Source organism: Streptomyces jumonjinensis (assembly GCF_009600885.1).
In the GTDB taxonomy this organism is placed as follows: domain Bacteria; phylum Actinomycetota; class Actinomycetes; order Streptomycetales; family Streptomycetaceae; genus Streptomyces; species Streptomyces jumonjinensis.
In genome coordinates this window covers 55,701-80,358 of record NZ_VCLA01000086.1, presented here as the reverse complement: position 1 = coordinate 80,358, position 24,658 = coordinate 55,701, and the positions used below count along the sequence as shown (strand labels likewise).

Sequence of the window (24,658 nt, the reverse complement as noted above, 5' to 3'; positions counted from 1 at the left end):
GATACGTAACAGTGACCGCGCGTACGGGTGGCGTACACCCGTACTTCTGAGACTGTTCTGCCATGGCACACCGCGCACTGCCCCGCTGGTGGGGACGTCGGGATGATCGCAAGGCGGCCGGGACGACCGAGGCGGCACGGGAGGTCCGGCTCGGCCGGGCCTATCGCACCCGGCGGACCGGGGTGGATCCGACCGTGGGCGGGGTGGTGCTGCTGTTGCCGGACGGCGCGGCGGAGTCGGAGCGCAGGCCCTCGGCGCTCTCCTTCGCCCGGGTCTTCCCGCTGGGGCGGGCGCTGGCGCGGGCGGGCGGCGGGCACGGTCTGGTGGTGCACTCGGTGCACTACCGCACCCGGGGCTGGAACGGCCGGGCCGCCCGGCTCGCGGCGGACGCGGCGCGGGCGGCGGACGAGGTGACGCGGCAGTACGGCGATGTGCCGATCTGTCTGGCGGGCCATGGCTTCGGGGGGCGCGCGGCGCTGCACGCGGCGGACCATCCGGGGGTCGGCTCGGTGCTGGCGATGGCGCCCTGGCTGCCGGCGGACGGGCGGACGGGCGAGCCGGAGCCGGTGAAGCAGCTGGTGGGGCGTCAGGTGCTGATCGTGCATGGGACGAACGACGCCCGGACGGATCCGGATCTGTCCTACCGGCTGGCGGAGCGCGCCAAGAAGGTGAACCGGAACATATGCCGCTTCGAGGTCCATACGGACGGGAACGCGCTCCGTCAGCACCATGCCGAGGTGCTGGCGCTGGCCACGGACTTCGTGCTGGGGTCGATGTTTCCGCATCCGTACTCGCGCCCGGTGGCGGACGCGCTGGCCGCGCCGCCGCCGCTGGGGCTGCGGATGCCGCTGGCGGCGGGCTTCGGCAGATCGCTCAGGCCCTGAGGGCCGGGGGGTCCAGACCCTGAGGGCTCGGGGGCTCAGACCCTGAGGGCTCGGGGGTCCAGACCCTGAGGTCCCCGGGGCTCACTCCGGGAGCAGCCGTCCCCGGCGGGAGAGCAGGAACTTCTTGAAGGCGGCCACGGGCGCGGTGTCCGGGTGCCCGTCGAGCCAGGCCACGCCGATCTCGCGGACCGCCCTCGGCGCGGTCACCGTCAGCTCCACCACTCCCGGCCGGGCCACGGCGGGCGGCGGCAGCAGGGCCACCCCCAGCCCCGCGGCCACCAGACCGCGCAGGGTCTCGGCCTCCTCGCCCTCGAAGGCGACCTTCGGGGTGAAGCCCGCCTGGGCGCAGAGGTCGTCGGTGATCCGGCGGAGCCCATAGCCGGGTTCCAGGGTGACGAAGAGATCGTTCGCCGCCTCGGCGAGCCGGACGCGTCTGCGGCGGGCGAGCCGGTGGTCGTCGGGGACCACGAGCCGCAGCCGCTGCTCGTCGAGCCGGCGGGCCACCAGATCGGGCGCGTCGGGCACCGGCGAGGTCAGACAGAGGTCCAGATCGCCCGAGCGCAGTCCGCCGAGCATGGCCTCGCCGTAGTTCTGCACAAGGGTGAACCGGATCTTGGGGTGGTCCGCGCGGAAGGCCCTGAGCAGTCCGGGCACGGTCTCCGAGCCCATGGTGTGCAGAAACCCGAAGGCGACCTTTCCGGCGCGGGGGTCCGCGTCGGCCCGGACGGATTCGGCGGCGCGCTCGACCTCCGCGAGGGCGCGCTCCACGGAGGTGAGGAAGGTGCGCCCGGCGGGGGTGAGGGAGACGGTGCGGCCCCGGCGGGCGAAGAGGGCGACGCCGAGGTCCCTCTCCAGCCGGACGATCGCGCGCGAGAGCGTCGACTGGGGCACGCCCAGCTCCTGTGCGGCGCGGGTCACATGCTCATGGCGGGCGACCCCGGCGAAGTACGCGAGGCGCGGCGCGAGCAGCAGAGATGTGTCTTCTTCGTATTCTTCGTAACTGCCGTGTGACAGGCGAGGCTGTGAGCTGCGGTCATGCACCATGGGAACGATTATGGCCGTTCCATGCATTGGACGCATGAAGTGGCGGGTCGTACGTTCGGGTTATGCCTCCTGCCAGTACCGAGGCGTCCACCGCGGTGGGCGCCGTCGCCGTCGAAACGTCCTCCGAGACCCCCCAGCCGCTCGCTCCCGGGCAGCGCGGCTACCGCAGGATGAGCCTCGCGCTCTTCGCCGCGGGAGTGGCCGCCTTCGCCCTTCTCTACTCCACCCAGGCACTGCTGCCCGCCGTCTCCGCCGATTTCGGCGTGAGCGCGTCGGCGGCCAGCTGGACGGTCTCGGCCGCGACGGGCGCGCTGGCCCTCTTCGTCCTTCCGCTGAGCGCCTTCTCCGAGCGGTTCGGGCGGCGCACCCTGATGACCGTGTCGCTCGCGGTCGCGGTGGCCGTCGGGCTGCTGGTGCCGTTCGCGCCGAGCCTGGAGTGGCTGGTGGCACTGCGAGCGGTGCAGGGCGCGGCGCTGGCAGGTCTGCCGGCCTCGGCGATGGCGTATCTGGCCGAGGAGGTGCGGCCCAAGGCGCTGATCGCCGCGATCGGGCTGTTCGTGGCGGGCAACAGCATCGGCGGGATGAGCGGCCGGATCGTCACCGGCTGGGCGGCCGACCTCTGGGGCTGGCGCGCGGGTCTGGCGGCCGTGGGGCTGCTGGCGCTGGCGGGCGCGGTGGTCTTCCGGCTGCTGCTGCCGAAGGCGCGGCACTTCACCCCCGGCAGGCTGAGTGCGAGGGCGCTGGCGGGGACGGTGCGCGGGCATCTGTCGGATCCGCTGCTGCTGCGGCTGTACGCGATCGGCGCGCTCTTCATGACGGTGTTCGGCGCGGTGTACACGGTGATCGGCTACCGGCTGGTGGCGGCGCCGTTCAACCTCTCGCAGGGCGTGGTCGGTTCGATCTTCCTGGTCTATCTGGTCGGCACGGTCTCCTCGGCCGCGGCGGGCCGGCTGGTGGGGCGGCTGGGGCGGCGCGGGGCGCTGTATCTGGCGGTCACCACCACGGCGGCGGGGCTGCTGCTGTCGCTGTCCGACGCGCTGGCCGCCGTGCTGGCGGGTCTGGTGCTGATCACGGCCGGGTTCTTCGCCGGTCACGCGGTGGCCTCGTCGTCGGTGAGCCGTACGGCGAAGACGGGCCGGGCGCAGGCGTCGGCGCTGTATCAGTCGGTGTACTACCTGGGCAGCAGCGTCGGCGGCACGCTCGGCGCGATCGCCTACCACTCCGGCGGCTGGGCGGGCACGGTGGGGCTGGGGCTGCTGGCGGTGGCCGGGGTGGTGTCGATCACGCTGTACGGGACCCGGGTGGCGCGCGCCGAGCGGCGGACGCTGATCGCCGCGGGCTCGGCTCCGGCCATGGTCGCGCGCGGCTGAGAGGGCGGCTGAGAGCGCAGCCGAGGGGGCGGCTGAGGGGGCGGCTCGCGGGCAACTGCGGCCGACCGTAGCGGGATTGAGACCAGTTCCACAGAACTACCGCTTCCGAACCTGCGTCAAATGGTGCGAGCAACGCATTCACGGCAGTCGACGGAGGGGAGTGGGAACGGTGGGAATCGCGATACGGGGAGTGCGCCGGGCAGCCGGCGCGGCGGGCGGTCCCGGCAGACGGACGGGCATCGCGCTCGGGTTGGCGGGTCTGGTGGTTCCGCTGACCATGGCGCTCGGCAGCGCTCCCGCGGCGGCGGCTTCCGCGGCGGCGTGTTCGGCGTCGGCGGGACCGCACCAGAAGCAGGTGGAGAAGTTCCTGGGGCTCAAGGTGGACGGCAAGCAGTCGACCGCCGACTGCAAGAAGATCCGCGCCTTCCAGAACGAGCACGGCATCACCCCGGCGCTCGGCTACGCGGGACCGCTGACGTGGCGGACGATGAACACGATGCTGGAGCAGCGGGCCGCCGGGAAGAACCCGAACAAGGCCGGCAAGTGCCCGGTGGACAAGGGCCGGATCGCCTGTGTGGATCTGACCCGGCAGCTGAGCTGGATCCAGGACGGGAAGAAGCTGGCGTTCGGTCCGGTCCCGGTGCGCACCGGGAAGGACGGGGACGAGACCCGGACCGGCGCCAAGAAGATCTACTGGCGGAATATCGACCATGTGTCGTCGATCTACAAGGTCAAAATGCCGTACGCGCAGTTCTTCGACGGCGGTCAGGCGTTCCACTCGGTGACCAAATCCGTATGGAACCCGCCGGGCTCCGCGGGCTGCGTCAATATGCGTCACGCGGATGCGAAGGCGTACTGGAAGCGTCTGAAGAACGGCGACGACGTGTACGTATACGGGCGTAAGCCGGGAACCTGAGCCCTCGTTGTCAGTGCGCTCCTGTAGGTTCCGAAGAGCCGGTGCCGATGGGCGACAGGGGTGGATCCGATGAGCGAACTGGCGACAACCGAACAAGTGAATTCCGAGTTGGAGAAGTACCGGCGGGAGCTGACCGGTTACTGCTACCGCATGCTCGGTTCGTCCTTCGAGGCGGAGGACGCCGTCCAGGACACGCTGGTGCGCGCCTGGCGGAATATCGAGAAGTTCGAGGGGCGTTCGTCGCTGCGGTCCTGGCTCTACCGCATCGCGACGAACGTCTGTCTCGACATGCTGAGCGCGGGCAGCCGCCGGGCCCGCCCGATGGATCTCTCCGGGCCCACCCCGGTGGCGCAGGCCCGGCTCAGCGCGCGGCCGGAGGCGACCTGGCTGGAGCCGGTTCCCGATGGGCGGGTGCTGCCCTCGGCGCCGGATGCGGCTGACCCGGCGGACCGGGCGGTGGAGCGGGAGTCGATCCGGCTGGCGTTCATGGCCGCGCTCCAGCATCTGCCGCCCAAGCAGCGCGCGGTGCTGATCCTCCGCGAGGTGCTGGCGTGGAAGGCCGCGGAGGTGGCCGAGCTGCTGGACACCTCGGTCGCCTCGGTCAACAGCGCGCTCCAGCGGGCGCGGGCGACGCTGGCGGAGTCGCCCCCGGTCGCGAGCGATCCGGCCGATCCGCTGGACGACGAGCAGCGCGCGCTGCTGGAGCGCTATGTGGCGGCCTTCGAGGGATATGACATGGAGGCGCTGACGAAGGTCCTCCATGACGACGCCACACTCTCGATGCCGCCGTACGATCTCTGGCTCCAGGGCCATGAGAACATCGTCGGCTGGATGCTGGGCGTGGGCTCGGTCTGCCGTGGCTCGCGGCTCGTCCCGACCGTGGCCAACGGGATGCCCGCGTTCGCCCACTACCACGCGGCGGAGGACGGCGACGGGCATACGCCCTGGGCGCTGATGATCATGGAGATCCGCGACGGGAGGATCGCCGGGATCCATTCCTTCCTGGACACGGCCCGTTGGTTCCCGCTCTTCGATCTGCCGGACCGGCTGGCCGGGGAGAGCGGATAGCGGCTGCCCGGGACCCGGGCCCTTCGACGGCCCCGGGCCCCGGGGGCGGCCCGGGACCCGGGGTCCACTCCCCAGCCGCCGCGATCGGCCGCTGCGATCAGCGGCGGCTTCTCTTCGGCACGGTCCATCAGACGGGCTCCAGACCGGCCAGCGTCAGCAGGGCGAGCAGTTCGGGCCCCGCGTTCCGCATCCGGACCCCGCGCCCGGCCCTGCGGGCGGTGAGCCGGAGCCTCGCCACCGCTTCGACGGTGGCGAGGTCGGCCCGGGTCAGCGCGGCCAGATCGCACACCACATCGTCGGCCCCGGCCCCGTACAGCGCGCGCAGCCGCTCACAGAGCGGCGGCACATCGGCGAGGGTGACGCGAGGGGGCATCACGAGAACAGCGGGGCCGAGAAGGTCAGCGGGGCCGACAAGGACGGCCGGGTCGGCGGGAGTGACCGGGCCGGCGGGGTCGGCGTTTTCCATGCTCATGTCTGGTGTGACCGGCCGGCCGGGCGCAACTCATCGGTGCGCCCGGGCCGGTCCGCCGGACGGGGGCCGGCGCACAGCCGCGCCGACCCCCGTCCGGACCGAGGACATCGCAGGTCAGGCGATGCGGTCCAGCACGATCGGGTTCGGGGTGAAGCCGGTGCCGGCCGGGGCGATCTCGTACGCGGACTCCAGGGACTTCAGCGCGTAGTCGAACTTCTCCGGGGTGTCCGTGTGAAGGGTCAGCAGGGGCTGGCCCGCCGTCACCGGCTCACCCGGCTTGGCGTGGAGTTCGACGCCCGCGCCCGCCTGGACCGGGTCCTCCTTGCGGGCGCGGCCCGCGCCCAGGCGCCAGGCGGCGATGCCGACGTCATAGGCGTCGAGACGGGTGAGCACGCCCGAGGAGGGGGCGGTGATCACATGCCGCTCGCGGGCGACGGGGAGCGCGGCGTCCGGGTCGCCGCCCTGGGCCGCGATCATGCGCCGCCAGACGTCCATCGCCGAGCCGTCGGCGAGCGCCTTCGCCGGGTCGGCGTCCTTCAGGCCCGCCGCGTCCAGCATCTCCCGGGCGAGGGCCAGCGTCAGCTCGACCACATCGGCCGGGCCGCCGCCCGCCAGGACCTCGACGGACTCGCGGACTTCGAGGGCGTTGCCCGCGGTGAGGCCGAGCGGGGTGGACATGTCGGTGAGCAGGGCGACGGTCTTCACCCCGCTGTCGGTGCCGAGCGCGACCATGGTGGAGGCCAGTTCACGGGCGTCCTCGATGGTCTTCATGAACGCGCCGGTGCCGACCTTGACGTCGAGGACCAGCGAGCCGGTGCCCTCGGCGATCTTCTTGGACATGATCGAGGAGGCGATGAGCGGGATGGCCTCGACGGTGCCGGTGACATCGCGCAGCGCGTAGAGCTTCTTGTCGGCCGGGGCCAGCCCGTCGCCCGCCGCGCAGATCACCGCGCCGGTGCCGGACAGGACGGAGAGCATCTCCTCGTTGGAGAGCAGCGCGCGCCAGCCGGGGATGGACTCCAGCTTGTCCAGGGTGCCCCCGGTGTGGCCGAGCCCCCGGCCGGAGAGCTGCGGCACGGCGGCTCCGCAGGCGGCGACCAGCGGCGCGAGCGGCAGGGTGATCTTGTCGCCGACCCCTCCGGTGGAGTGCTTGTCGGCGGTGGGCCGGGAGAGCGCGTCGAAGTTCATCCGCTCGCCGGAGGCGATCATCGCGGCCGTCCAGCGGGCGATCTCCGTACGGTTCATTCCGTTCAGCAGGATCGCCATCGCCAGGGCCGACATCTGCTCGTCGGCGACCTCACCACGGGTGTAGGCGTCGATCACCCAGTCGATCTGCTCGGGGCTCAGCTCCCCCCGGTCCCGCTTGGTGCGGATGACGGAGACGACGTCCATGGATTCCTCCAGAAGGCGGTTCTAGGGTCCCCACGCGCTCTACGCGCATAGAGACCGAGGGTAAAGGCCGCGGCCCCTCCACCGGAGCGGAGGGGCCGCGAAAGGCGTTACGCCAGATGCGCCGGGCCGAACGGCTGGGGCAGCAGCTCCCCCAGCGTCACGATCCCGCCGGGGGTGTCGAGCAGCAGCTCCGGCCCCCCGAACTCGTACAGCAGCTGACGGCAGCGTCCGCAGGGCACCAGGGCCTGGCCCCGGCCGTCCACGCAGGTGAAGTGGGTCAGCCGCCCGCCGCCGGTGGCCTGGAGCCGGGAGATAAGTCCGCACTCGGCGCAGAGCGAGAGCCCGTAGGAGGCGTTCTCCACATTGCAGCCGGTCACCGTGCGGCCGTCGTCGACCAGGGCGGCCACCCCGACCGGGTAGCCCGAGTAGGGGGCGTACGCATGGGTCATCGCCTCACGCGCCAGCTCCCGCAGGGCCGCCCAGTCCACGGCGGGCGCCGTCACTTCCCTTGCCCCTTGCGATAGCGCATGCCGTCCGCCTTCGGCATTCGCAGCCGTTGTGCGGAGAGCGAGAGCACCAGCAGCGTCACCACATAGGGGGTCGCGCTCACGAACTCGGTCGGGACCGTGTCCGTGGAGAGGAACCAGGCCAGTACGCCCACGCCGATGACGGCGCTGACCACGGCCTGCACCAGGCTCTTGCGGTAGAACTTCCAGGCCGCGAGCCCCAGCAGCACGACCACCAGCAGAAGCAGCAGCGCGTGGACGGACTCGCCGCCGCTGCGGAGCTGGAGGGCGTCCGCGTAACCGAACAGGCCCGCGCCCATGGCGAGACCGCCGGGCCGCCAGTTGCCGAAGATCATGGCCGCGAGGCCGATGTAGCCACGGCCGCCGGTCTGGCCCTCGTTGTAGATGGACGCCGTGACCAGCGAGAGGAACGCGCCGCCGAGACCGGCCATACCGCCGGAGACGATCACCGCGATGTACTTGTACTTGTAGACGTTGACGCCCAGCGACTCCGCGGCGACCGGGTTCTCACCGCAGGAGCGCAGCCGGAGGCCGAAGGAGGTCTTCCACAGCACCAGGAACGTCATCACGAAGAGCAGCGCCGCCACGATCGTCAGCAGCGACAGATTGGTGACCAGGCCGCCGAGCACGCCGGCGACGTCCGAGACGAAGAACCACTCGTGCTTCTCGATGGACCGCAGCCAGCTGGAGAGACCCGGCAGGGTGATCGAGGCGATCTCCTCGGACGGCGGGGACTGCTTGGGGCTGCCGCCCTTGAGCGCGGCTTCGCCGGAGTTGAACCACAGCTTGGCGAAGTAGGTGGTGAACCCGAGCGCCAGGATGTTGATCGCGATACCGGAGATGATGTGGTCGACGCCGAAGGTGACGGTGGCCACCGCGTGCAGCAGACCGCCGAACATACCGCCGGCGATGCCCGCGAGCACACCGATCCACGGGTCGGTCTGCCAGCCGGCCCAGGCGCCGAAGAAGGTGCCCAGGATCATCATGCCTTCGAGGCCGATGTTCACCACGCCCGCGCGCTCGGCCCACAGACCGCCGAGACCGGCGAGACCGATCGGCACCGCCATTGCGATCATGGCGCTGATCTGGCCGGACGAGGTGACGTCCTGTGCGCCGGTGATCAGCCGGACCGCGGAGAGCGCGAGCAGCGCGCCCGCGATGATCAGCAGGATGACGGGGAAGGACAGCCGGGTGCGGCCGGCTTTGCCGCCGCTCACCTTGGGCGCCGCCGCGGGCGGCGGCGTGGAAGTCGCCGTGGCGCTCACGCCGACACCTCCTGCTTGTCGGAGTTACGGGCCTGGGCGGCGAGCTTCGCGCCGACCTGCCGCTGCTGGCGCTTGAGGCCGTAGCGGCGCACGACTTCGTAGGCGATGACGACACAGAGGACGATCACGCCCTGGATGACGCCGACGATCTCCTTGTCGTAGCCCTGGAATTCGAGCTGACCGCTGCCGCGCTCCAGGAAGGCCCAGAGGATCGCGCCGAGGGCGATGCCGATGGGGTGGTTACGGCCGAGCAGGGCGATGGCGATGCCCGTGAAGCCGATGCCGACCGGGAAGTCGCCGCTGTACTCGTAGCTGTCGTTGAGCAGCGTCGGCATGCCGACCAGACCGGCCATCGCGCCGGAGATCAGCATGGAGGTGACGACCATCCGCTTCACATTGACGCCGCTGGCCTCGGCGGCGGAGCCGGACTGGCCGACCGTGCGCAGATCGAAGCCGAAGCGGGTCCGGGAGAGCGTGAACCAGTAGGCGATGCCCGCGATGATCGCGACCACGATGAATCCCCAGACCGGGGACGGGGTGGTCGGGAACTCGAAGAAGTGCGAGGACTCCGGGATGGGCTTGGTGGAGACCTTGGTGCCGGCGGTGTCCAGATGGCCGAGCCGGCCTTCCTGGAGCAGATAGCCGATGATCGCGGTCGCGATGGCGTTCAGCATGATCGTGGAGACGACCTCGCTGACCCCCCGGGTGACCTTGAGGAGACCGGCGATACCGGCCCACATCGCGCCGACGATCATCGCGCAGAGGATGATCAGCGGGATCTGCACCGGGCCGGGCAGCGTCAGCGCGCCGCCGAGGGCGGCGGCGAAGAACGCGGCGAGCCGGTACTGGCCGTCGACGCCGATGTTGAACAGGTTCATCCGGAAGCCGACGGCGACCGCGAGACCCGCGAGGTAGTAGGTGGTGGCCTTGTTCAGGATGTAGACCTGGCTGTCCGACTTCGAGCCATAGTCGAACATGATGGCGAAGGCGTTGAACGGCTCCTTACCGGTGGCCAGCAGCACCAGGGCGGTGACCAGGAACGCGACCACGATCGCGAGCAGTGGGGCGGCGATCCCCAGGAGCACCCGCTCCTTGTCGAACTTCTTCATCGGTCCTCTCCCCCGTCCCGGGGGCCGTCGCCTTCGGCGTCGCCGTCCGCCCGTTCGGGGGCGTCGGAGGCGTCGTCGGCGGCGGAGGCGTCGTCGGTCTCGTTGGTCTCGTGGGCTTCCAGATGGCCGGAGGCCGCGCCGGTCATGGCGGACCCCAGCTCCTCCGGGGTGATGTCGGCGGGATCGGCGTCCGCCACCAGTCGGCCGCGGTACATCACGCGGAGGGTGTCGGAGAGCCCGATCAGCTCGTCCAGGTCCGCGGAGATCAGCAGCACGGCCAGGCCCTCACGGCGGGCCTCGCGGATCTGGTCCCAGATCTGCGCCTGTGCGCCGACGTCCACACCCCGGGTGGGGTGGGCCGCGATCAGCAGCTTGGGGTTGTGGCTCATCTCCCGGCCGACGATCAGCTTCTGCTGGTTGCCGCCGGAGAGCGAGGCCGCGGTGACGTCGATGCCGGGGGTGCGTACGTCGTACTCCCGCACGATCCGCTCGGTGTCCGCGCGGGCCGCCTTGAGGTCGAGGAACGCGCCCTTGCTGTTGGGCTTCTCGGTGACATGGCCGAGGATGCGGTTCTCCCAGAGCGGGGCCTCCAGCAGCAGACCGTGGCGGTGGCGGTCCTCGGGGATGACCGCCATGCCGTCCTCACGGCGCTTACGGGTCGGCGTATGCGCGATGTCCTGGCCGTCCAGGGTGAGAGCGCCTTCGTCCAGAGCGCGCATGCCCATGATCGCCTCGACCAGTTCGGACTGGCCGTTGCCCTCCACCCCGGCGATGCCGAGGACCTCGCCCTTGTGGATGGTGAAGCCGATGCCGTCGAGCACCGCGCGGACGACGCCGTCGGGGTCGGTCGCGGTCATCCGCAGGCCGTCGACGGTGAGCATCGGCACATCGGTGACGGTGGACTCACGGGTCTCGGGCGAGGGCAGCTCGCTGCCGACCATCAGCTCGGCGAGCTGCTTGGGCGTGGTGCCGGCCGGGTCGGCGGTGCCGACCGTGGTGCCGCGCCGGATCACCGTGATCTCGTCGGCGACGGTGAGCACCTCACCGAGCTTGTGCGAGATGAAGATGACGGTGAGGCCCTCGGCCTTGAGCTCCCGCAGATTGTCGAAGAGGGCGTCGACCTCCTGGGGCACCAGCACCGCGGTCGGCTCGTCCAGGATCAGGGTGCGCGCGCCGCGGTAGAGGACCTTGAGGATCTCCACCCGCTGGCGGTCGGCGACTCCGAGTCCTCGACCATCACATCGGGGCGGACGTTGAGGCCGTACGCGTCCGAGATCTCCCGGATCTTGGCGCGGGCCCGGTCCCCGATGCCGTACAGCTTCTCGGAGCCGAGAACGACGTTCTCAAGGACGGTGAGGTAGTCGGCGAGCATGAAGTGCTGGTGCACCATGCCGATGCCGCGGGCGATGGCGTCTCCGGGGTTGTGGAAGGAGACCTGCTCACCGTCGACCGCGATGGTGCCCTCGTCCGGCTTCTGCATGCCGTAGAGGATCTTCATCAGGGTGGACTTGCCCGCGCCGTTCTCGCCGACCAGGGCGTGGACGGTGCCGCGGGCCACGGTGATGTCGATGTCGTGGTTGGCCACGACCCCGGGGAATCGTTTGGTGATGCCGCGGAGCTCTACGGCATGGGGACTGCTGGACGCTTTGATGGCGCACTCTCCAGGGCGGGAGCTTGAGCTTGAGGGGTAGAGGCGGTGGTGGCGAAAACTATCGCGAAGAGGGGAAGCTACGCGCGTAGCGCCGCCAAATCGTTGAAGGGCCGGGCACGGTGGGGGGATGCCTTGCGTGCGTCGGGGCCCGGAGGAACGGCTCGGCCGCTCGTCCGGGCCCCGATCAACGGTCCGGTCAGGTCGTGGTCTTGACCTTGATCTCGCCGTCCACGATCTTCTTCTTGACCTCGTCCAGCTTGCTCTGGATGTCCTTGAGGTGGTCGCCCGTGGTGGTGAGGCTGACGCCGTCCTCCGCGAGGGAGTAGGTGTGCGTGCCGGTCAGCGGCTTCTTGTCCTTGACCGACTTGGCGAGCTCGTAGACGCCGGTGTCGACGTTCTTGACGACCGAGGTCATGATCGAGGCCGCGTACTTCGACAGGGCCGGGTCCTTGGCCTGGTCCGAGTCGACGCCGATGGCCCAGGTGCCCTTCTCGGCGGCGACGGCCTGGATGGCGCCGGCGCCGGAGCCGCCAGCGGCCGTGTAGATCACGTCGATGCCCTTGTCGAGCATGCCCTGGGCAGCGGCCTTGCCCTTGTCGGGGCTGCCGAAGCCGGAGAGGTCCGTACCGGTGGTCAGGTACTGGATCTTCACCGATGCCTTCGGGTCGGTGTCCATGACGCCCTGCTCGAAGCCCGCGGCGAACTTCTTGATCAGCGGAAGGTCCACACCGCCGATGAAGCCGATCTTGCCGTCCTTGGACTTCAGCGCGGCGGCGACGCCGGCGAGGTAGGAGCCCTGCTCCTCGGTGAAGACGATGCTGTCGACGTTCTTGGCGTCGGCGACCGAGTCCACCAGGCCGAAGCTGACCTTGGGGTACTTGGGCGCGATCTCGTCGATCGTGTCCTTGTAGGCGAAGCCGACGGCGATGACGGGGTTGTAGCCGCCCTCGGCCAGCGAGGAGAGACGGGCCTCACGGTCGGCCGGGGTCTCGCCGTGCTTGGCGGTGAGCTCCTTGGTCTCGGCGCCGAGGTCGGCCTTGGCCTTGTCCAGGCCGCGGGCCGCGGAGTCGTTGAAGGAGTTGTCGCCACGGCCGCCGACGTCGTAGGCCATGCCGATCTTCAGCTTCTCGCTGTCCGTCTCCGCCGTATCGGTGGAGGACGCACCGCAGGCGGTGGCGGTGAAAGCGAGGGCCGCGGTGGCGAGACACGCGGTAGTGATCTTGGATACCCGGCGCAAGAGGAGGGGTCCCTTCGAGACTGACCGAAAGCGCCTCTTCCGGCGCTGGTTTTGCCGCGATCGTAACGCGCGTAGATGTCAGTTAAAGACCTGTTCATGAGTCGTTATCGGATCGTCGCGAACAGGGCTTCAAAGCGACTCAGCGTAGCGCGGCGGGCACGCGGAACATAGTCTTCGGCGGCTTCGGAATCGCTGGTCAGGGGGGTGCGCGGGGGTGGGTCGCCTGCGGTACGGGGGTGGGGGTCCCCACCCCCGTACCGCAGGGCACAGGGGTGGGGCCGGGCACCGCCTGTGCCGCAAGGCGCAGGGGCACCGCCCGTGCCTCTAGTCGAGTCCGCCGTCGATCAGGGCCGCCGCCGTGAAGAGCTCGACGCCGACCTCGATGGCCCGCTCGTCGGCGTCGAAATCGCCGCGGTGCAGATCGCGCTTGACGGTGTCCCCCGGCGTCCGGACGCCGAGCCTGGCCATCGCGCCCGGGACCCGCTCCAGATACCAGGAGAAGTCCTCCCCGCCCAGGCTCTGCTCGGTGTCCTCGATCGCGTACGAGCCCCGGCGCACCGACTGCGCCGCACGCAGCAGTTCGGTGACGGCCGGGTCGTTGACCACGGGCGGCACACCCCGGATATAGGTGATCTGCGACTTGGCCCGGTGGAGCGCGGCGATCTCGTCGATGGCCGCGTGCACCAGATCGGGCGCGGCACGCCAGCTCGGCAGATCCAGGCAGCGCACGGTCCCGGAGAGCTCGGCGTGCTGCGGGATCACATTGCAGACATGGCCCGACTGGATCCGCCCCCAGGTGACGGAGAGCCCCGAGCGGGCGTCCACCCGGCGGGCGAGCAGCGCGGGGACCTCGGTGGCGACCTTCGCCGCCGCGGTGACCAGGTCGGTGGTCAGATGGGGGCGGGCGGTGTGGCCGCCGGGCCCGTCGAGGGTGACTTCGAGCCGGTCGCAGGCGGAGGTGATGGGGCCGGGGCGCAGCCCGATGACTCCCGCGTCGACCCGGGGGTCGCAGTGCACTCCGATGATCTTGCCGACGCCTTCCAGCACTCCTGCCTCGATGGCTTCGGTCGCACCGCCGGGCAGCACCTCCTCGGCGGGCTGGAAGATCAGCCGCACCGGGCGGGGCAGCAGTCCGCGCCGGTCGAGCGCGGCCAGGATCAGGCCCGCGCCGAGGACCGCCGTGGTGTGCACATCGTGGCCGCAGGCGTGCGCCCGGTCGGGGATGGTGGAGCGGTAGGGCACCCCGGTCTTGGTGTCGGGGATGGGGAGCGCGTCGATGTCCGCGCGAAGGGCCAGAAGTGGCGTTTCTCCGTCCCAGTCGCCGATGTCGCACAGGAGTCCGGTGCCGGTGGAGAGCACCCTCGGCCGCAGCCCGGCCTGCTCCAGACGGGCCTTGAGAGCGGCGGTGGTACGGAACTCCTGGTTGCCCAGTTCGGGGTGCATATGCAGATCACGACGGAACGCGATCAGCTCGGCGCGCAGGGTTTCGGACAGGGTGCCGGGCAGTGCGACGCCCCCCGGCACATCGGTTTCGGACTCGCGGGACATCAATTGGTTCACCTGTTGAAGAGTAAGCCGTGGCAGGGGCCAACTGACCACTGATCAACAAAAGTTCAACCCGATAGGGGAAGGAAAGAGGGCCCCTCAGGCGCATGACAGTGGGCCTCCGTGGGTAGACTCGCGCCCCTTTCGACCGTACTCCACCTCGGAAGACTCCGCTTCGGGACGGTGGCGTCCGGGTGGGGCGGCGGGTCCGGTTCAGGGCCGTTCACTTCAGGCCCACTTCGGCAGTTCTTCCCGTACTCCGTCAGATCGATTCAAGGGCGCCTTCAGGCCGTACGGTCGCCCCGGCCGTCACCGTCATGGTCGTCCCGGCCGCCGCAATCGTCCCGGCCGCCCCGGTCGGGCGGCGGCCCGGGCTCAGGGCGGCCGGACAGTGGTCTTCAAGCCGGGGCGGGCAGCCGGCGCACATTCCGCGCGGTGCCCGTGACGGCCGCCAGAAAGCCCTGGGCGCGTGGCGCGGCGGTCTCCCTCAGCCACTCCGGGGCGATCTCGCAGACCGCGACCGTGACCCCCGCGCCCGTGAGCGCCAGCGGCAGGGTGTGGACCACGGTCGAGGGGAAGCTCAGCACGGTGGAGCCGATCGGGCCCCGCCGGGCCACCAGTTCCAGCGGGAGCTCCGGGCGGACGATCTCCAGACCGGTCTCCCGCGCCAGCCGGTGGAGCTTGTCGGGGTTCTCGCGCCGGTGGGCGAAGTAGCGCCGCGCACCGTGCGCGCGGGCGAGCGCCGAGACCGCGTCCGCGTACTGGCCGGGGTCGACGATCCCCGTCTCCACCAGCGAGGTGCCGACGAGATCCGCCCCCTCGAACGTCGTCGGCGGGCCGAAGCGGAAGCGGGTCCAGGCGAAGGTGTTCGCGGTGACGACGATGCCTTCGGGCGGCTCCACGGGCATCGCGGTGAAGACCTCGACGCGCCGGGTGCGGGAGGGCGCCAGCCGTCGGCGGGCCAGCGAGGTGACCGGCGCGAGCAGCAGCTCACGGGGGCCGCGCGCGTCGCGCCGGTGCCAGCGGACCAGCTTCTCGCCGCGCGCCAGCTGGGCCGCGAACTCCATGGTGGCGGTGCCGTCGTCGACCACGGTCAGCTCCTTGTCGCCGACGAGCGTCAGGAGCAGCTGCACATAGCGGGAGAAGGGGTCGCCGATGACGACCCGCTCGGCGCGGCGCAGCATCGGCGCCAGGTCGCGTATCGCCTTCAGGGGCGCGCTCGCCCCGCCGCGCGCCTCCTGCCAGCGCACGGCGGCCCCTTCGTCCCGGGCCAGCTCCGCCATGCGGCGCAGCTGGCCCCGTGACATGGGGTCGGTGGGCGAGAGCACCACGATCGTCAGCCCGGCCGCGGGCCCGCGCGCGGTCCAGGTCGCGTACGGCTGGGCATGGGCCCACTCCAGGACGTTCAGAAGCTGGACCGGACTCTCGACGAAGGCGAGATTCACTGGAGTTCACCTCGTGATGGGGGAGGGTGCGGACTGTTCCGTGCCAGGGCCCGGCCGTACGGGGAGGGCCTGGCCGTACGGCTGGAAAGGGGGCGGGGTCAGACGGCCACGGGCCGGCGGTCGTCCGCCTCCGCGACCACGCCCGCGACCCGGCGGAGCTTCTTCATCGGCGCGCGCTCCGAGTCGTAGACCTTCTTCACCCCGTCGCCGAGGGCGGCCTCGATGGTGCGGATGTCGCGGACCAGCCGCTGGAGGCCGCCCGGCTCGACCGAGGCCGCCTGGTCGGAGCCCCACATCGCCCGGTCGAGCGTGATGTGGCGCTCCACGAAGGCCGCGCCGAGCGCGACGGCGGCCAGGGTCGTCTGGAGGCCGGTCTCATGGCCGGAGTAGCCGATCGGGACGTTCGGGTACTCGCTCTGGAGGGTGCGGATCACCTTGAGGTTCAGCTCCTCCGCCTTCGCCGGGTAGGTCGAGGTGGCGTGGCACAGGATGATGTTGTCGCTGCCGAGGACCTCGACCGCGTGCCGGATCTGACGGGGCGTCGACATTCCGGTGGAGAGGATGACCGTCCGGCCGGTGGCGCGCAGGGCGCGCAGCAGTTCGTCGTCGGTGAGCGACGCGGAGGCCACCTTGTGCGCGGGAACGTCGAACTTCTCCAGGAAGGCGACGGCCTCGGTGTCCCAGGGGGAGGCGAACCAGTCGATGCCGCGCCGCGCGCAGTGCTCGTCGATCCGGCGGTACTCCTCCTCGCCGAACTCGACCCGGTGCCGGTAGTCGATGTAGGTCATCCGGCCCCAGGGGGTGTCGCGCTCGATGTCCCACTGGTCGCGCGGGGTGCAGATCTCCGGGGTGCGCTTCTGGAACTTGACCGCGTCGCAGCCCGCTTCGGCGGCGGCGTCGATGAGGGCGAAGGCTTTCTCCAGATCGCCGTTGTGGTTGATGCCGATCTCACCCGTGACATAGACGGGGCAGCCCGGCCCGGCGGTCCTGGCGCCGAGGGTACGGAGGAGGGACGTGCTCATGGGTGGTTCCTCACTGTGCGGGGGTGGTGTGCTGGGACTGGTCGGCGGCCGGGGCCCCGGGCCCCGGCCGGTGGTGGGGAGTGAGCTCCGGGCCGAGGAGCCAGGAGGCGATCTCGCGGATCGCGCCCTCGCCGCCCCGGGCGGCGGTGACCGCACGGGCCGCCGCCCGTACCGGGTCATGGGCGTTCGCGACGGCGACGGGCCAGCCGACGAGGCCGAAGCACGGCAGGTCGTTGACGTCGTTGCCGGCGTAGAGCACCCGCTGCGGGTCGATCCCCCGCTCCTCGCACCACTCCTTGAGCGCGAGGTCCTTGCGGTCGATGCCGTGCAGCACGGGGAGCCGGAGTTTGCGGGCGCGGGCGGCGACCACCGGGTTCCGCTCGCTGGACAGAATCAGCAGGGGGAGGCCCGCGGTGCGCAGCCGGTCGATGCCGAGGCCGTCGCCGCGGTGGACCGAGACGGTCTCGCGGCCGTCCGCGTCGATATGGACGCGGTCGTCGGTCTGGGTGCCGTCGAAGTCGAGGACGACGGCGTCGATGTCGTCGAGCCGGGGCAGACCTCCCCCGGCCGCTGCCGCTGCCGCCGGATGGTTCGCGTCGTCGAGCAGGGGGGCGAGCGCGCGGGCGCGGGCCAGATCGTGGTGGTCGTCCACTTCGAGGACCCGGGCGGGGTCGGCGGGTACGAGAGCGGTGCGGCCGAAGAAGCGGTGCCGGGCCGTACGGAAGCCCGCGGCGTCCATGGCGTACGCGGCCCCGGTCTCCAGGAAGTCCAGCGGCCGGTCCTGGCGGCGAGGGCGGACGGCGGGATCGTGGTTGACGCCGCGTCCGGGAGGGGGCGTGGCGCGGGCGGGCGCGGGGGGCTGTGCGGGGCTGCCGACCACCGCCGGTCCCTCGCGCTCGCCGTCACGCCCGCCTTGGCCGTCGCCCTCGCGCTCGCCTTGGCCGTCGCGCCCGCCCTCGCGCTCGCCCTCGCCCTCGCCCTCGCCCTCGCCCTCGCCCTCGCCCTCGCGCCAGACGAACCCGTGGAACGGCGCCACGGTCACCGCGCTGTCCGCGCCGTCCGCGACGACGGCGGCGGCGACGCCCTGCACATCGTCCCGGGTGAGGAACGGGCTGGTGCACTGCACCAGCAGCACCGCCCGTACCCGCTCGCCGCTCAGCGCCTCGAAGGCGTCCATGGCGTGCAGCACCGCCGTCTCGCTCGACGCCGTGTCACCCGCGATCTCCACGGGCCTGACGACGACCCGCGCGCCCGCGCTCCGGGCCGCCGCCGCGATGCCCGGGTCGTCCGTGGAGACCACGACATCGGTGACGAGCGGGGCGGCGAGGGACTCCCGTACGGCACGGGCCACCAGCGGCACCCCGCCCACGGGCGCGAGGTTCTTCCCCGGGACGCCCCGGGAACCGCCCCGGGCGGGTATCACGGCGAGGACGGTCATCGGCTGCTCTCCTGAGTCGTTCGCGTCGTTCGCGTCGTTCGCGTCGTCTGGTCCGGTGTGCGCGCTCGGCGCGCCCGTGCTCACAGCTCGCCCATCCGCCGGATCACGGGGGCCACCCGCTGGACGCCCTGCCGGTACGCCCCGCGCGCCGCGCCCCGTACGGCGCCGCGCACCACGCCCCGTACACCGCCGGGCTCCGCCTTCCGCGCACCGCCCGCCAGCGGGGTGCCGTCGGGGGCGAGATGGTGGCGCGCGAGCAGTCCGGGCAGATAGCCGGGGGCGCTGACGGGCGTGTAGTACGGGGCTATGGGAGGCAGTTCGTCCCGCGCCAGCAGTTCGGCGACCCGTGTCCGCGCCGTGTCGAAGGCCGTCTCGTATCTCCCGTCCGCCGCCACACCCTGTCCGGCCAGCCAGTACGGGTCGGGGGCCGGCCGGTGTCCGGCGTCGATACGGTCGAAGGAGGTCAGCAGCCCGGAGCCGAGGAAGTGATGGTTGCCGAGGGCCTCACGGACGCCGAGGTCGGTGAGGACGGCGGTCGGGATGCCCCGGTGCAGTGACTCCAGCGCCGCCGTGGACGAGACGGTGATCAGCAGATCGGCGCGGTCGAGGACCTCGCCCATATGCCCGTACACCAGCCGGAGGTTGGGCGGGACGCCGCCGGGGAGCCGCTCGGCGAGCCGCTGGTACGGGAGTTCTTCGAGGTGGGTGGTGTGCTCCCCGGGCCTGGAGCGCAGCTTGAGCAGCACCTCCCGGCGGGGGTGGAGCCGGGCGTGCCCGGCGAGCCGGCGCAGCAGATACAGCCGGTCGGCGCGGGTGGCGGGCACGGACGGCTGGGCGGCGAAGACCAGGGTGTCGCGCCCGGCCTCGGGCCGGTACGGCGTGCCGCCGAGGAAGGGCAGCGCGGCCTCCACGACGCCCGCCGGGTCGGCTCCGACGCCTTCGTACACCGCGCGGAAACGGTCCGCGTCATGACGGGAGTTGGCGAGGACGATGTCCGCGCCGTGCCGCAGCAGCAGACCATCGGCGAGCTTCTCGTAGACGACGCCGACATAGCCGGTGACGATGACGGGGCGGCGGCCGGGGCGACGGCCGGAGCAGCGGTCGGGGCGGCGGCCGGGGCCGAGCGCGGCGAGCCCGTGCAGCATGGCCTGGACGCCGCCGCCGACGAGAGCGAGGACGATCACGTCGAACGGGGTGTCGTCGGCGCCGTCCCCAGCCGCGAACGGAGCGCTGCCGTCGCCGTCCCCAGCCGCGAACGGGGCGCTGCCGTCGCCGTCCCCGGCCACGCGCCGGAGGAACTCGCCGCCGGTCACCTCATGGATCTCGTCCGCCTCCGCCCCGGTCTCGGCGAGCTGACGGGCCGTGGGGGTGGCGCGTCCGCGCAGCAGGAAGCCGGTCAGCCGGAGCGGGCCGGGGGCGATGCGGCGGGCGGTGAGCGCGCCCCATTTCCACCGGGTGTCGGAGTCGGCGAGTACGGCGACGCGTACGGCCTCGCTGGTAGGTGATGGCACATCCCGGACGTTAGGAAGGGATTCCGTTTCATGGCCCAACGCGATGGCAACAGCTGGTTAACAGCGCGCCTACGGACGGGGAAAGCGGCCGGGACGGGGAAAGGCGAACCCGTTCGCCGCTCTCCGTTCACCTGTTGTCCGGCTCACGGCAGGAATGCGGGCCGGGCTGCGGACTAATCTCACCGGGGTGGTCAAGCTCTCCGTCATCGTGCCGTTCTACAACGTACGGACATATGCGCCCGACACCCTGCGAAGTCTTCGGCGAAATACCCGGGGCGATTTTGAATTCCTGCTGGTCGACGACTGTTCGACGGACGGCACCCGGGAGATCCTGGAGCGCGCGGCGCCCGGGATACCGGGCGCCCGGCTGATCGCGCGGGAGCGGAACGGCGGGCTCGCGACCGCCCGCAACACCGGTCTCGACGCGGCGCGGGGCCGGTACATCGCCTTTCTCGACGGCGACGACTGGCTCGCCCCGGGCCATTTCGAGCGGCTGCTCGCCGCGCTGGAGGAGCTGGGCTGCGATTTCGTCCGCACCGACCATGTGCAGTGCACGGCCAGATCCCGCACGGTCCGCCGGGTGCCGGTGGGCCGGCGCGGGGAGGTGCTCAGCCCGCGTGAGGTGATCCTGCCCGCCGACCGGGCGACCGCGGTGGACTACCCCTTCGCCTGGGCCGGGATGTACCACCGGCGGCTGCTGGAGCGGGGGCTGCTGCGCTTCACGGACGGGCTGCGGACGGCGGAGGACCGGCCGTGGATCTGGCGGCTGCACCGGGACGCCGATTCATGTGCGGTGATCGGCGAACTCGGAGTCTTCTACCGGCGCGGAGTCGCCTCGTCGCTGACCCAGATCGGCGATATCCGACAGCTCGATTTCATCCCCGCATTCGATCAGGTGCTGGCGGAAACTGCCGCCGACCATGAATCGGCACGGCTGCTGCCGAAAGCGGTACGGACCTACTGCGCCGTCATCGCCCACCATCTGGGTTCGGTGGAGCGATTCGAACCGGCGGTGGCCCGTGAATTGCGGACGCTCAGTGCGGCGGCTCTGCGGCGGATGCCGCAGGGCGTGCTGAACGACGTACTCGATGCGCTGGACTCCGAACGGGCGCTGCGGCTGCGCAGACTCCGCCGTCGGCACTCCCTGACGGCCCGGGAGGCCACGGCCCGATGACCACGCGCGCACGGACCACGCAGATCTTCTACGCCTCCTCGCTGTACGGGGCCGCGACCCTGGCGGCGGCGCTCGACAGCGGTCTCTTCGCGGCGGCGGACCGCCGGCTGCTGCTGGTGGCGAACAACGCGCAGACCCCGGAGGTCTCACCGGCGCTGGACACCATGCCGGGCTTCGAGCGGCTGCGGGAGCGGTTCGACGGGGTGCTGTCGTGGAACGGGGCGATCGCGCCGTTCCACCCGGGCGGCTGGTCGCCGCGCGGGGACGACATCCCCCTGTGGGAGCGGTATCTGCGGCTGCTGTGGGGGCTGGGGGACGACCGGATCGAGCTGGCGGTGGAGTCGATCCAGGTCACCCCGGCGCTCTCGATCGCCCGGCTGTTCCCGGACGCGGCGCTGGATGTGTACGCGGACGGGCTGATGAGTTACGGGCCGACCCGCGACGCGATCGATCCGCTGGTGGGCGAGCGGGTGCGCAGGCTGCTCCATCTGGATCTGGTGCCGGGGCTGGAACCGCTGCTGCTGGCGGAGTTCGGGGCCGAGCCGCTGGTGGTGCCGGCGGAGGCGTTCGTCAAGGTGATCGCGGAACTGTCGGACGCGGCGGCGGAGGGGGAGTCGGTGGACTCGGTGGACTCGGTGGGGCCCTTCGGGGAATCCGCCGGGGAGCCCTCCGGGGAGTCCCTCGGCCGCGGGGAGGGCGCGGCGCTGCTGCTGGGCCAGTATCTGGCGGCGCTGGACATCCTCACCCCGGAGGAAGAGGAGGACCTCCATGTCCGGATGGTGCGCGCGGCGGTCGCCCGGGGGCATCGCCGTATCGTCTTCAAACCCCATCCGACGGCCCCGGCGTCCTGGACCCGGGCCCTGGAGCGGGAGGCCGCTGCGCTCGGTGCGGAGCTGACCGTACTGGAACGGCCCCTGCTCGCGGAGGTGGTGTACCGGCGGCTGCGGCCCTCGCTGGTGGTGGGCTGTTTCTCGACCGCGCTGCTGACCGCGAGCACGTTCTTCGGCATTCCGGCGGCGCGCGTCGGGACGGAGCCGCTGCTCGACCGGCTGACGCCGTACCAGAACAGCAACCGGATTCCGCTCACGATCGTGGACGCGGTGATTCCGGGACTCTCGGAGGACGGGCTGTCCGGGGACGGGTCGGACAGAGACGGGTCGGCCGGACCGGCCGGGCCGGAGCCGGTGCTGGACCGTACCGCGCTGCACGGGCTGGTGAAGGCGGTCGGCTTCGCCATGCAGCCGAGGATCAGAGCGGATCTGCGAGACGCGGCCGAGGAGTTCCTCGCCACCGGTCTCAACGGCCGTACGCTGCGCTACTTCAAGCGGCGGCGGCTCACGGCGCTGGGACTTCCCGGAGGAATGCCCGCGCCCAGGGGCGCTGCGGCCAGAAAGGTGGTGCGCGGGGCTCGCCGCCTGAAGCGAGCGGCTCTACGCTGAACGGACGGTCCCCGGGCTCCCGTAAAGAGCGCGGGGACCGTCCAGCTCCGTCCGGGCCCCGCCGCGCGCACACCGCCGCCCCGGCCCCTCTCGCATCGCATCGCCTTGCCTCGCCCTGCCCGGCCTTGCCTCGCCTCGCCTCGCTTCCGGACGCTCCGGCGTGACCGCTCGCCGTCGAGCCCGTACGGACGCCGACGCACACCGCACCGCCGCACCCCCGCGCACGCCGGGACCGGTGATTTCCCGGGAACACGGTCCGGGCAAGACGGCGGGCGCCCCCAAAAGGGGCCTAAGGTCCCTGTCCGGAGGTGTGGTGCGCGTACCACCCTGGTGATCGGATCAAGAGTCGATCAGCTCTATCAGTGCTTTCGGAAGGGGCTGGCGAACCATGAGGCACCGCAGGGTCGCCGACCTGATGACGCCCACCGCGGTGAGCGTCCAGCGCGGGACCGCGTTCAAGGAGATCGCGCGCCTGCTCGACGAGTACGGCATCACGGCCGTGCCCGTGATCGACGAGGACGAGCGGCCGGTCGGGGTCGTGTCGGAGGCGGATCTGCTCCGCCGGCACACGTCCCGGACGACCGCGAGCACCGCCGAGGGGCTGATGTCCAGCCCGGCCATCGTGGCGCAGCCCCAGTGGAGCGCGATCCGGGCGGCCCGGGTGATGGAGGAGCACCGGATCAAACGGCTGCCGGTGGTGGACGGCTCGGGCCGGCTCACCGGGGTGATCAGCCGCAGCGATCTGCTCCAGCTCTTTCTGCGCAGGGACCGGGCGATCCAGGAGGAGATCCTGGAGGATGTGCTCACCCAGACTCTGGGGCTCGCGCCGTCCGCGCTGACCGTGGACGTGTCCGACGGCAGGGTGACCCTCAGCGGCACGGTGGAGCGCAGATCCCTGCTGCCCGTCTTCGTACGGCTCTGTGAGAGCGTCGACGGTGTGGTGGAGGTGGTCGACCGGCTCTCCTACCGGCTCGACGACAGCGGCGCCACTGCCGCCCCCGGGACGCTCGGCGACTGACCGACCTCGCGGTCCGCCTAACAGGGCTCGGCGGGCCAGCCGAAGACCGGGGTCGTACGCTGCCGCTTGGGCGGCCCCGCGCCGACCGCCTCCAGCTCCCGGTCCGCCACCCGCATCAGCCGTCCGGACAGATCGCGCAGGGCGCGACCCGCCGCGAGCTCGTCGCCGATCTCCGGTATGTCGAGATCCTGGGGGTTGCAGTGGGCCGTGCCGTGACCGGTGAGCTCCGTCGTGCCGGTGTCCAGTACGGCTCGTGCCCTGGTCGTGCCGGACTCCTCGGTCAGGACCAGGCCGACCTTCCACTCCAGTGTCCGGTCCATGGCGCACCTCCTGCCTCCAGCATCCCCCCGCCCGCGCCGGCCCGCACGATGCCCCCGTTCCGGCCCCGGGACGGCTCCCCTGGGGCCCCTGGGGCCCACAGCAGGCACCGCACCGCCGAACGGTCCGCGTCAGGCGCTGCTGAGCGAGAGCTTCACCGCGAATCCGAGGAAGAGCGCTCCGGCCGCGGAGGTCGCCCCCGCCGACAGCCGCTTACGTCGGCGGAAGGCGGCGGCCAGATGGGTGCCGGTGAATATCAGCACGCTGAGATAGAGCATGCTCGCCACCTGGAGGCATCCGCCGAGCACCGCGAAGGAGAGCGCGGGGTAGGCGTACGCAGGGTCCACGAACTGCACAAAGAACGCGATCATGAACAGGATCGCCTTGGGGTTGAGCAGGCTGATCACGAACGCCCTGCGGAACGGCCGCTCGCCGCCCCGAGCCGGGTCGGCCCCGGGGGCGTCGTCCGAAACGTCGGCCGACCGCTCGTGCCGGGCCCGCCACATCGACCAGGCGGCCCGCAGCATCCCTATCGCCAGCCAGGTGAGATAGCCCGCGCCGACGAACTTCACTATGCCGAAGAGCAGGTCATTGGCCTGGAGCAGCGAGGCGACTCCAGCGGCTGACAGCACCATCAGCACCGTGTCGCCACACCAGACGCCCGCGGCGGCCGTGTACCCGGAGCGCACGCCGCGCCGCGCGGCGACCGAGAGCACATAGAGGGAGTTGGGCCCCGGCAGCAGAACGATCAGGACGAGGCCCGCCAGATAGGTCGGAAGATCGGTTACACCCAGCACAAGAGGGAGTGTCGCA

At 71.5% G+C, this 24,658-nt stretch carries 21 protein-coding genes and 1 pseudogene; 7 read left to right on the top strand and 15 right to left on the bottom strand.

From position 1 onward, the window contains the following. Positions 1 to 203 precede the first annotated feature (203 nt). The gene (locus FF041_RS10665) at positions 204 to 884 is read left to right on the top strand and encodes a dienelactone hydrolase family protein (RefSeq protein ID WP_323391625.1); all 681 of its coding nucleotides are present in this window, start codon (positions 204 to 206) and stop codon (positions 882 to 884) included. 81 nt (positions 885 to 965) lie between these two features. Here the strand turns inward: FF041_RS10665 and FF041_RS10660 are convergent, their stop codons facing one another. Continuing rightward, complete coding sequence (locus FF041_RS10660; RefSeq protein ID WP_153522378.1) at positions 966 to 1,928, bottom strand: LysR family transcriptional regulator; 963 nt, start codon at positions 1,926 to 1,928, stop codon at positions 966 to 968. 62 nt (positions 1,929 to 1,990) lie between these two features. Here FF041_RS10660 and FF041_RS10655 point away from each other — a divergent pair, with 62 nt between their 5' ends. The 3 genes from FF041_RS10655 to FF041_RS10645 all read left to right on the top strand — a co-directional run bounded on the left by FF041_RS10655 (position 1,991) and on the right by FF041_RS10645 (position 5,282). After that, positions 1,991 to 3,298 carry an MFS transporter gene (locus FF041_RS10655; RefSeq protein ID WP_153522376.1) on the top strand — a complete coding sequence of 436 codons (1,308 nt, stop codon included), beginning with the start codon at positions 1,991 to 1,993 and terminating at the stop codon, positions 3,296 to 3,298. 277 nt (positions 3,299 to 3,575) lie between these two features. Continuing rightward, entirely contained in the window at positions 3,576 to 4,214 is a 639-nt protein-coding gene (locus FF041_RS10650; protein ID WP_153522447.1) for a L,D-transpeptidase, read from the top strand. 69 nt (positions 4,215 to 4,283) lie between these two features. After that, the gene (locus FF041_RS10645; protein ID WP_153522374.1) at positions 4,284 to 5,282 is read left to right on the top strand and encodes a sigma-70 family RNA polymerase sigma factor; all 999 of its coding nucleotides are present in this window, start codon (positions 4,284 to 4,286) and stop codon (positions 5,280 to 5,282) included. 127 nt (positions 5,283 to 5,409) lie between these two features. Here FF041_RS10645 and FF041_RS10640 read toward each other — a convergent pair whose 3' ends face one another. The 12 genes and pseudogenes from FF041_RS10640 to FF041_RS10585 form a co-directional block, all read right to left on the bottom strand. Beyond that, a complete protein-coding gene (locus FF041_RS10640; RefSeq protein WP_407698132.1) occupies positions 5,410 to 5,754 on the bottom strand; it encodes an STAS domain-containing protein in 345 nt (114 codons plus the stop codon). Positions 5,755 to 5,868: 114 nt separating this feature from the next. After that, positions 5,869 to 7,146 (bottom strand): thymidine phosphorylase, encoded by a 1,278-nt coding sequence (locus FF041_RS10635; protein ID WP_153522372.1) that lies wholly within the window; start codon positions 7,144 to 7,146, stop codon positions 5,869 to 5,871. Between the two features lie 107 nt (positions 7,147 to 7,253). Further along, positions 7,254 to 7,649, bottom strand: coding sequence for a cytidine deaminase (locus FF041_RS10630; protein WP_323371836.1), 396 nt, complete (start codon positions 7,647 to 7,649; stop codon positions 7,254 to 7,256). Continuing rightward, entirely contained in the window at positions 7,646 to 8,938 is a 1,293-nt protein-coding gene (locus tag FF041_RS38915; RefSeq protein ID WP_153522368.1) for an ABC transporter permease, read from the bottom strand. The genes FF041_RS10630 and FF041_RS38915 overlap by 4 nt, the downstream gene beginning before the upstream one ends. Further along, a complete protein-coding gene (locus tag FF041_RS10620) occupies positions 8,935 to 10,047 on the bottom strand; it encodes an ABC transporter permease (RefSeq protein WP_153484324.1) in 1,113 nt (370 codons plus the stop codon). Before FF041_RS10620 ends, FF041_RS38915 begins: the two co-directional genes overlap by 4 nt. Then, positions 10,044 to 11,698, bottom strand: a pseudogene (locus tag FF041_RS10615) (ABC transporter ATP-binding protein). Before FF041_RS10615 ends, FF041_RS10620 begins: the two are co-directional and overlap by 4 nt. A 196-nt stretch (positions 11,699 to 11,894) precedes the next feature. Beyond that, positions 11,895 to 12,935, bottom strand: a complete 1,041-nt coding sequence (locus FF041_RS10610; protein ID WP_153484325.1) for a BMP family lipoprotein — start codon at positions 12,933 to 12,935, stop codon at positions 11,895 to 11,897. Between the two features lie 324 nt (positions 12,936 to 13,259). After that, positions 13,260 to 14,483: an amidohydrolase gene (locus tag FF041_RS10605; RefSeq protein ID WP_153522443.1), complete on the bottom strand. Its 1,224-nt coding sequence runs from the start codon at positions 14,481 to 14,483 to the stop codon at positions 13,260 to 13,262. 395 nt (positions 14,484 to 14,878) lie between these two features. Next, positions 14,879 to 15,925, bottom strand: coding sequence for a hypothetical protein (locus FF041_RS10600; RefSeq protein ID WP_323391601.1), 1,047 nt, complete (start codon positions 15,923 to 15,925; stop codon positions 14,879 to 14,881). Positions 15,926 to 16,023: 98 nt separating this feature from the next. Further along, on the bottom strand, positions 16,024 to 16,947 hold the full coding sequence (locus FF041_RS10595; protein WP_153522366.1) for an N-acetylneuraminate synthase family protein: 924 nt from the start codon (positions 16,945 to 16,947) through the stop codon (positions 16,024 to 16,026). 10 nt (positions 16,948 to 16,957) lie between these two features. Further along, positions 16,958 to 18,385: an acylneuraminate cytidylyltransferase gene (locus FF041_RS10590; protein ID WP_153522364.1), complete on the bottom strand. Its 1,428-nt coding sequence runs from the start codon at positions 18,383 to 18,385 to the stop codon at positions 16,958 to 16,960. 80 nt (positions 18,386 to 18,465) lie between these two features. Further along, positions 18,466 to 19,896: a DUF6716 putative glycosyltransferase gene (locus tag FF041_RS10585; RefSeq protein WP_323391598.1), complete on the bottom strand. Its 1,431-nt coding sequence runs from the start codon at positions 19,894 to 19,896 to the stop codon at positions 18,466 to 18,468. 187 nt (positions 19,897 to 20,083) lie between these two features. Between FF041_RS10585 and FF041_RS10580 the strand changes: the two genes are divergently transcribed. The 3 genes from FF041_RS10580 (at position 20,084) to FF041_RS10570 (ending at position 23,527) form a co-directional block, all read left to right on the top strand. After that, on the top strand, positions 20,084 to 21,070 hold the full coding sequence (locus tag FF041_RS10580; RefSeq protein WP_323391596.1) for a glycosyltransferase family 2 protein: 987 nt from the start codon (positions 20,084 to 20,086) through the stop codon (positions 21,068 to 21,070). After that, entirely contained in the window at positions 21,067 to 22,509 is a 1,443-nt protein-coding gene (locus FF041_RS10575; protein ID WP_153522357.1) for an alpha-2,8-polysialyltransferase family protein, read from the top strand. The genes FF041_RS10580 and FF041_RS10575 overlap by 4 nt, the downstream gene beginning before the upstream one ends. 388 nt (positions 22,510 to 22,897) lie before the next feature. Beyond that, on the top strand, positions 22,898 to 23,527 hold the full coding sequence (locus tag FF041_RS10570) for a CBS domain-containing protein (RefSeq protein ID WP_153484332.1): 630 nt from the start codon (positions 22,898 to 22,900) through the stop codon (positions 23,525 to 23,527). Positions 23,528 to 23,544: 17 nt separating this feature from the next. On the opposite strand, the gene FF041_RS10565 is transcribed toward FF041_RS10570, so the two are convergent. Then, the gene (locus FF041_RS10565) at positions 23,545 to 23,847 is read right to left on the bottom strand and encodes a DUF1876 domain-containing protein (RefSeq protein ID WP_153522355.1); all 303 of its coding nucleotides are present in this window, start codon (positions 23,845 to 23,847) and stop codon (positions 23,545 to 23,547) included. Between the two features lie 129 nt (positions 23,848 to 23,976). Beyond that, entirely contained in the window at positions 23,977 to 24,642 is a 666-nt protein-coding gene (gene leuE, locus FF041_RS10560; protein ID WP_323391593.1) for a leucine efflux protein LeuE, read from the bottom strand. Positions 24,643 to 24,658: the final 16 nt, after the last annotated feature.

What these genes read in the sequence shown, in the direction of transcription:
- FF041_RS10660 (WP_153522378.1), bottom strand. Translation starts at nt 1,928, where the DNA reads ATGGTGCATGACCGCAGCTCACAGCCTCGCCTGTCACACGGCAGTTAC.
- FF041_RS10655 (WP_153522376.1), top strand. Translation starts at nt 1,991, where the DNA reads ATGCCTCCTGCCAGTACCGAGGCGTCCACCGCGGTGGGCGCCGTCGCC.
- FF041_RS10650 (WP_153522447.1), top strand. Translation starts at nt 3,576, where the DNA reads ATGGCGCTCGGCAGCGCTCCCGCGGCGGCGGCTTCCGCGGCGGCGTGT.
- FF041_RS10645 (WP_153522374.1), top strand. Translation starts at nt 4,284, where the DNA reads ATGAGCGAACTGGCGACAACCGAACAAGTGAATTCCGAGTTGGAGAAG.
- FF041_RS10640 (WP_407698132.1), bottom strand. Translation starts at nt 5,754, where the DNA reads ATGAGCATGGAAAACGCCGACCCCGCCGGCCCGGTCACTCCCGCCGAC.
- FF041_RS10635 (WP_153522372.1), bottom strand. Translation starts at nt 7,146, where the DNA reads ATGGACGTCGTCTCCGTCATCCGCACCAAGCGGGACCGGGGGGAGCTG.
- FF041_RS10620 (WP_153484324.1), bottom strand. Translation starts at nt 10,047, where the DNA reads ATGAAGAAGTTCGACAAGGAGCGGGTGCTCCTGGGGATCGCCGCCCCA.
- FF041_RS10605 (WP_153522443.1), bottom strand. Translation starts at nt 14,483, where the DNA reads ATGTCCCGCGAGTCCGAAACCGATGTGCCGGGGGGCGTCGCACTGCCC.
- FF041_RS10595 (WP_153522366.1), bottom strand. Translation starts at nt 16,947, where the DNA reads ATGAGCACGTCCCTCCTCCGTACCCTCGGCGCCAGGACCGCCGGGCCG.
- FF041_RS10590 (WP_153522364.1), bottom strand. Translation starts at nt 18,385, where the DNA reads ATGACCGTCCTCGCCGTGATACCCGCCCGGGGCGGTTCCCGGGGCGTC.
- FF041_RS10575 (WP_153522357.1), top strand. Translation starts at nt 21,067, where the DNA reads ATGACCACGCGCGCACGGACCACGCAGATCTTCTACGCCTCCTCGCTG.
- FF041_RS10570 (WP_153484332.1), top strand. Translation starts at nt 22,898, where the DNA reads ATGAGGCACCGCAGGGTCGCCGACCTGATGACGCCCACCGCGGTGAGC.
- FF041_RS10565 (WP_153522355.1), bottom strand. Translation starts at nt 23,847, where the DNA reads ATGGACCGGACACTGGAGTGGAAGGTCGGCCTGGTCCTGACCGAGGAG.